Origin of the sequence: Gulbenkiania mobilis (assembly GCA_004346645.1) — a bacterium.
Lineage (GTDB): Bacteria > Pseudomonadota > Gammaproteobacteria > Burkholderiales > Chromobacteriaceae > Gulbenkiania > Gulbenkiania mobilis.
This window is the reverse complement of the sequence record SMDA01000002.1, coordinates 450085-456897: the sequence shown is the minus strand read 5'-3', so window position 1 is coordinate 456897 and position 6813 is coordinate 450085. Positions and strand designations below refer to the sequence as shown.

Annotated in this window: 7 protein-coding genes; 5 read left to right on the top strand and 2 right to left on the bottom strand. The window is 64.3% G+C overall.

The window, feature by feature from the left end:
* Positions 1-286 (top strand): hypothetical protein (locus EV669_RS14100; RefSeq protein ID WP_207913779.1); only part of this gene is annotated, 286 nt, incomplete at its 5' end.
* Between the two features lie 51 nt (positions 287-337).
* Here EV669_RS14100 and hslU read toward each other — a convergent pair.
* Positions 338-1681 (bottom strand): ATP-dependent protease ATPase subunit HslU, encoded by a 1344-nt coding sequence (gene hslU, locus EV669_RS04905; RefSeq protein WP_132098033.1) that lies wholly within the window; start codon positions 1679-1681, stop codon positions 338-340.
* A gap of 61 nt (positions 1682-1742) precedes the next feature.
* Complete coding sequence (gene hslV, locus EV669_RS04900; protein WP_054285632.1) at positions 1743-2282, bottom strand: ATP-dependent protease subunit HslV; 540 nt, start codon at positions 2280-2282, stop codon at positions 1743-1745.
* Between the two features lie 258 nt (positions 2283-2540).
* On the opposite strand from hslV, the gene EV669_RS04895 reads away from it, so the two are divergent.
* The 4 genes from EV669_RS04895 to EV669_RS04880 all read left to right on the top strand — a co-directional run bounded on the left by EV669_RS04895 (position 2541) and on the right by EV669_RS04880 (position 6694).
* Entirely contained in the window at positions 2541-3233 is a 693-nt protein-coding gene (locus EV669_RS04895; RefSeq protein WP_054285631.1) for an energy transducer TonB, read from the top strand.
* Between the two features lie 2 nt (positions 3234-3235).
* A complete protein-coding gene (locus EV669_RS04890) occupies positions 3236-3913 on the top strand; it encodes a MotA/TolQ/ExbB proton channel family protein (protein WP_054285630.1) in 678 nt (225 codons plus the stop codon).
* Positions 3900-4310: an ExbD/TolR family protein gene (locus EV669_RS04885; protein WP_132098032.1), complete on the top strand. Its 411-nt coding sequence runs from the start codon at positions 3900-3902 to the stop codon at positions 4308-4310. The genes EV669_RS04890 and EV669_RS04885 overlap by 14 nt, the downstream gene beginning before the upstream one ends.
* Positions 4311-4483: 173 nt before the next feature.
* Entirely contained in the window at positions 4484-6694 is a 2211-nt protein-coding gene (locus EV669_RS04880; protein WP_054285628.1) for a TonB-dependent receptor, read from the top strand.
* Positions 6695-6813: the final 119 nt, after the last annotated feature.

Sequence of the window (6813 nt, the reverse complement as noted above, 5' to 3'; positions counted from 1 at the left end):
TTGCTCTCGCAAACCACTCACACCTATCGGTTGTTCTAAACTGTCAAAGATCAGGCCGGCGCCGTTGCGCTCAGCAGAGGAAGCGAACTATACCCACCTCTCAATTATGCGTCAAGCAGTATTCGGCAAAATCTTTAAAGATTCTGCCAGGTCCGTTAAAACATACACGCAGGCTGTTGTTTATAAAACATTTATTTCTAGAGCCTTTAATACTGCCTCTGACACGAAGGCTGCTCTCCGACGTTTCGGCCAACGTTCAGCCCTGCTGAAAATGCCGGGAACATGAAAAGAAATGACAAAAAGGCCCTTTCGGGCCTTTTTGTCGGACAGGATCTGATTACAGCAAGTAGCGGCTGAGGTCCTCGCGGGTGGAAATGCCTTCCAGCCGTGCCTCCACATAGGCGGCGTCGACGACGCAGCGGCCGCTGCGTGCATCATAGGAAAGCGCCTCCAGCAGCTTTTCCATCACCGTATAGAGCCGGCGGGCGCCGATGTTCTCGGTCTTCTCGTTGACCTGCCAGGCAATCTCTGCCAGCCGCTGGATGCCGCTGTCCTCGAACACCAGCTCAACCCCTTCCGTCTCCAGCAGTGCCACATACTGGCGCGCCAGGCAGGCGTCAGTGCCGGTAAGGATGGCCTTGAAGTCGTCCACCGACAGCGAGGTGAGCTCCACACGGATCGGGAACCGTCCCTGAAGTTCGGGGATGAGGTCGGATGGCTTGGAGAGGTGGAAGGCGCCCGAGGCGATGAACAGGATGTGGTCAGTCTTGACCATGCCGTACTTGGTGCTGACGGTGGTGCCTTCCACCAGCGGCAGCAGGTCGCGCTGCACTCCGGCACGCGAAACGTCCGCACCCCCCTGGCTTTCGCCGCGGCTGGTGACCTTGTCGATCTCGTCGAGGAAGACGATGCCGTTCTGCTCCACGTTCTGCAGGGCCTCGAGCTTGATGTCCTCCTCGTTGACGAGCTTGGCAGCTTCCTCGTCGATGAGTTGCCGGAAGGCTTCGGCGACTTTCATCTTGGCGGCTTTCTTCTTGCCCGCCCCCAGCCCTTGGAACATTGACTGCAGCTGACTGGTGAAGTCTTCCATGCCCGGCGGGCCCATGATGTTCATCTGGCTGACCGGCAAGGCGACCTCGATCTCGATCTCCCGGTCGTCCAGCTTGCCCTCACGCAGCATCTGCCGGAATTTCTGACGGGTGGCTGTGTCCTCGGGCTTCTCGGCCACAGCCGGTTCGCCGCCGAAGAAGCCGGCAGGCTGGCGAGGACGCGGCAGGAGTACGTCGAGGATACGCTCCTCGGCAGCGCCCTCAGCCCGCGGACGGTTGCGCTTGATGGCTGTCTCGCGGTGATCCTTGATGGCGACTTCCACCAGGTCGCGGATGATGGTGTCCACGTCCCGGCCCACGTAGCCGACCTCGGTGAACTTGGTAGCTTCCACCTTGATGAAGGGTGCATTGGCCAGCCGCGCCAGGCGGCGCGCGATTTCGGTCTTGCCAACGCCGGTGGGGCCGATCATCAGAATGTTCTTTGGAGTGATCTCGTGCCGCAACGGCTCGGCTACCTGCTGGCGGCGCCAGCGGTTGCGCAGCGCGATGGCCACGGCACGCTTGGCGGCGTGCTGGCCGATGATGTGCTTGTCCAGTTCGTGGACGATTTCCTGCGGGGTCATGGTCGACATGCGGGCGACTCCGTGAAAAAGGGGGGCCGCGACGCTTCGGCCAACCCCGGGAGCCCGGGCCTTATTCGCCCAGGCTTTCGATCAGATGGTTCTGGTTGGTGTAGATGCAGATGTCACCGGCGATGGTGAGCGCTTTCTTCACCACATCGGCCGGGTCGAGCTCGGTGTTTTCCACCAAGGCCCGCGCGGCGGCCTGCGCAAATGAACCGCCGGAACCGATGGCAGCGATCCCCTGCTCGGGCTCCAGTACGTCGCCGTTACCGGTGATGATGAGGGTGTTCTCGAGGTCGGCCACGATCAGCATGGCTTCCAAACGGCGCAGCATGCGGTCGGTGCGCCAGTCTTTGGCCAGCTCCACGGCCGAGCGCACCAGATGTCCCTGGTGCTTTTCCAGCTTGGCCTCGAAGCGCTCGAACAGCGTGAAGGCATCGGCGGTGCCGCCGGCAAAGCCAGCCAGCACCCGGTCGTGGTAGAGGCGGCGGATCTTGCGGGCAGTGGCCTTGATAACCACGTTACCCAAGGTGACCTGACCGTCCCCGCCCAAGGCAACGCGGTTGCCGCGGCGTACCGACACAATGGTGGTTCCGTCAAATTGCTGCATGGGTCTTGTCCTAGTATTGAGCGGCCGCAGCGAAGGCGGCGGGCTTTTCCGATATGTAGGCGGACGCCGGCTTTTGCAAGCCGCGGACACACTCATGGGAAGGGTGGCGGGCGTGCCGCTTACGGTTGCAGTAGCCGGTGAAGGGGACGGGGAGGCTTCGGCCAACCCTGAACGCCGAGGGCGGGTTGCAACACTATGCGATCCGATGGCCAAGGATGACTGTTCAAATGGGAATTATTTGCATTATTATTCGCAACCATGAACAGATCTGCATTTCCCCCCATCACCCTGGCAGCGGTCACCGGCCTGCATGTGGCGGCGCTGTTTGCGCTGTCGTCCATGCGCGAACAGCCAGTGACCCCACCGGTGCCGCAGGCGATGGAGATGGTGTCGCTGCCCTCGCCCTTGCCGATGGCGCCGCCCAAGCCTGTGCCGCAGGCAGCGCCCGCCAAGCCGGTGGTACAGCCCAAGGCCGCTCCGAAGCCAACGCCGCCCCGCCAGGTGGTGGAGCGCACTCCGCGCTCGGTAACCGCGCCCAGCACCCAGCCGGACACGACCGCACCGGCGAGCCCTGCGGCCCAGCCGGCCGATGGCCCCTCGGCGGCCGCAGCCACGCCTGCGGGCAATGGCAGCCCCAAGGCCGAAGCGCGCGAGCTGCCGGTCACACCGCCGCTGCATGCGGGAGGCTACCTGGACAATCCGCGCCCCCCCTACCCGGCCCTGTCGATGGAAGCCGGCGAGAGCGGCAAGGTGCTGCTGTCGGTACATGTGACGGCCGATGGCCGGGCCGAATCGGTGTCGGTGGTACGCAGCAGCGGCTTCCCGCGGCTGGACCGCTCCGCCCGCGAAACCGTGCAGCGCTGGCGCTTTATCCCGGCCAAGCGCGGCAACGAGCCAATTCCCTATACCTACAACGTTCCGATCGATTTCTCACTGCGTTCCTCTTCCTGACCATGAACCTACTGTCCGTTTTCCAACAAGGGGATGCCGTCCTCGCCACGGTATTCATCATTCTGGTGCTGATGTCGATTGCTACTTGGTACCTGATCATCGTGCGCGGGGTACAGCTGTGGCGCCTGCGCCGCGATAACCGCCAAGCCGAAAGCCGCCTATGGGCTGCGCCGGACTGGGCTGCCGCCGAAAAGACGCTGGAAGGCTCGGTCGCGCCAGCGGCCAACCTCGCGCGCGACGGACTGGCAGCCTTGCGCCACTACCACGCCAACGCCGAACGCTCGCTGGGCCGTGCCTGCGACCTGAACGAATTTCTCACCCGGGCCATCCGCAAGGGCCTGGCACAGGAAAGTGGCAAGCTCGAGTCCGGCATGACGCTGCTGGCCTCGGTGGGCTCCACCGCGCCTTTCGTCGGCCTGTTCGGTACGGTCTGGGGCATCTACCACGCGCTGGTGAACATCGGCGTGCAGGGTCAGGTGTCGATCGGCACCGTCTCCGGCCCGATCGGTGAAGCGCTGGTAGCCACAGCCGCCGGTCTTGCGGCGGCCATTCCGGCCGTGCTGGCCTACAACGCCTTCACCCGTGCCAACCGCGTGCTGGCCCAGGACCTGGACCACTTTGCCCACGACCTGCACGCCCAGCTCTTGACCCAGGCAGGAGAACTTCATGGCCTTCGGTAGTTTCGACAAGGGGCATGACGCCCCGATGGCGGAGATCAACACTACGCCGCTGGTGGACGTGATGCTGGTGCTGCTGGTGGTGTTCATCGTCACTGCGCCCTTGCTGACCCATGCGGTGAAGCTGGACCTGCCACAGGCCACTGCTTCGGCCAACGAAGAGAAGCCGGAGCAGATCCAGCTGTCGATCGATGCCGCGGGCCAGCTGTTCTGGAACCAGCAGCCGGTCGCACGCGAGGCGCTGCCGGCACGTTTTGCCGAAGCGGCCCGCACCAATCCCGAGGTGGAACTGCACCTGCGGGCCGACAAGGGGGTGCGTTACGAAGTGGTGGCACAGACGCTGGCCGCCGCCCAGGAAAACGGCGTGGCGCGCGTCGGCTTCGTCACCGAGGCCCCCTGAACCCGGGCCGTGCGGCAGCCCGCCGCCGGCCTCTGATCCCCGAACAGGCAGCACCCCCCGGGCCGCTCTCCTGCGAGGCCGGCCGGGACGCGTGCTGCCCGCAAACACGAGAAACACGGGGAATGGCCGCCCTCGGCCATGTCGTTGAACCCCATTCGCCAAGAAAGAGGCTCATGAAAACTCGCTTGATGGCTTCGGCCAACGTATCCCAGAAGAAGCTGCCCGCCAAGGTGGCGGTCGGCATGCTGGCGGTTGCCCTGTCACCCACCGTAGTGCACGCTGCAGAGACACAGCCGGCGGAAAACGTGAAGACGCTGGAGACGGTAAAGGTCACTGCAGAGCAGCCCACCCGCGGCTCGTACAAGGCCGAGGTGACCGAGATCGGCAAGATGAAGCAGAAGCTCAAGGACATCCCGCAGTCGGTGAGCGTGGTCACGCACCAGCTGATCGCCGACCAGGGGGATGCCACTCTGAAGGAAGCGCTGAAGAACGTGTCGGGCATCACTTTCGCCGCAGGCGAGGGCGGACGTTCCGGCGACCAGATCTACCTGCGCGGCTTTGCCGCCTTCCAGGACACCTACCGCGACGGTCAGCGGGATGTGGCGCAGTACAACCGTGACCCCTTCAACGACGAACGCGTAGAGGTGCTCAAGGGGGCCAGCTCGATGCTGTTCGGTCGCGGCAGCACCGGCGGTGTCGTCAATCAGGTGAGCAAGACGCCGTTTGCCGGCGAAAAACGCGACCTGTCGCTGACGCTGGGCACCGATGACTTTCAGCGCATGACCGCGGACATCAACAGCCCGTTCAGTGACACCGCCGCCTTCCGCCTCAACCTGATGGCCACCAACGACGGCAGCCCGGACGGCATCAGCGAGGCCAAGCGCTTCGGCATCGCTCCATCGCTGGTGTTTGGCCTGGGCGAGCCCACCACGGCAACGCTGTCGCACATGCACATGACCGAGAACAACCGGCCGATGCTGGGTGTGCCGTACGACCCGAATACGCTACGTCCGATCGACGTGCCGCGAGACCGCTTCTACGGCCTGCAGGGCATGGATAGCGAGGACATTACCGCCGACATCACCACGGCCAAGGTAGCGCACAAGCTGGCTGAAGATCAGGAGATCAGCGCCCAGCTGCGCATCGGCCGCTACGACCGCACCCTGAAGGTAGCGCAGCCGCAGCTGATCAACGCCACCGCCGGCACGCCGGTGACCGACGCCACTGGCCTGCGCTACAGCAGCAAGAGCCGTGGCTCGCTCAATGAGTCGCAGGGCCTGCTGGTGGATTACAACGGCAAGTTCGACACTGGCACGCTGCGCCACAATCTGCTGGCCGGCGCCGAGTTCACCCGTGAAACGCAGAGCGCCTTCAACCTCGCGGTCGCCAACATCAGCGGCCTGACCACCACCGTGGGCAACCCCTCCGGCGTGCGCTACACCGGCGGCTACACCTCGCGGCCGTCCAACGATTTCGTATCGCGCAACCTGGCCGCTTACGTGACCGACACGGTGGAGCTGACTCCGCAGTGGAAGGCAATGGGCGGCGTGCGCATGGACTGGCTGGACGGCGACTACCGCGCCTACAACAGCCAGACCGGCGCCCTGAGCCGCAGCATCAACCGCAGCGACCGCGGCCTGAGCTACCGTGCCGGCCTGATCTGGCAGCCGGACTCGATGCAGTCTTACTATGCCGGCTACAGCAGCCTGATGAACCCATCGGGCGAGGCCTACCAGTTCGATGCCTCAAGCGGCGCCAATGCCGACCAGCAAAAGCCCGAGCGCAACAAGCACTACGAGATCGGCGCCAAATGGGACCTGGCCGATGGCGAGGCCACACTGCGCGCTGCCTTGTTCCGCACCGAGAAGTACTACGAGCGCAACACCGACGCGCTGTCGCCGGACATCAGCATCCTCTACGGCAAGCGCCACACCGACGGCATCGAGGTGGAGGCTGCAGGCCGCCTGACCGAGCGCTGGGAGGTGTTTGCCGGCGCCACGCTGATGGACCCGAAGGTGGACGAAGGCTGGGCCAACAACGCACCGTCGAGCAAGAATGCGGGCGCCGTGCCCAAGTACACGCCGAAGAAGACGGCCAACCTGTGGACGACCTACAAGCTGACCGACAAGATCACGGCAGGGCTCGGTGCCTACTACACCGGCAAGCGTTACTCGGCCGACGGTGACCGCGACCAGTCCAAGACCCGCTACTTGCCCGGCTACGTCCGCATGGATGCGATGCTCTCCTACGAGGAGCGCAACTATGCGGTACGGCTGAACGTGAACAACCTGGCCAACAAGAAGTTCTACGACAGCCAGTACGGCGGCCACGCCGCAGCCGGCATCCCGCGTGAAGCCCAGCTGACCGTATCCTACAAGTATTGATGCACCCTGCCCGGCCCGTGCCGGGTCCTTCGGCCAACCTTCCGGGGTTGGCCGAAGGCTTGTCTTTCACCCGACCCGCTGCACCGACCGCCCCACCCGGCCGCGCCGCACCGAACCGG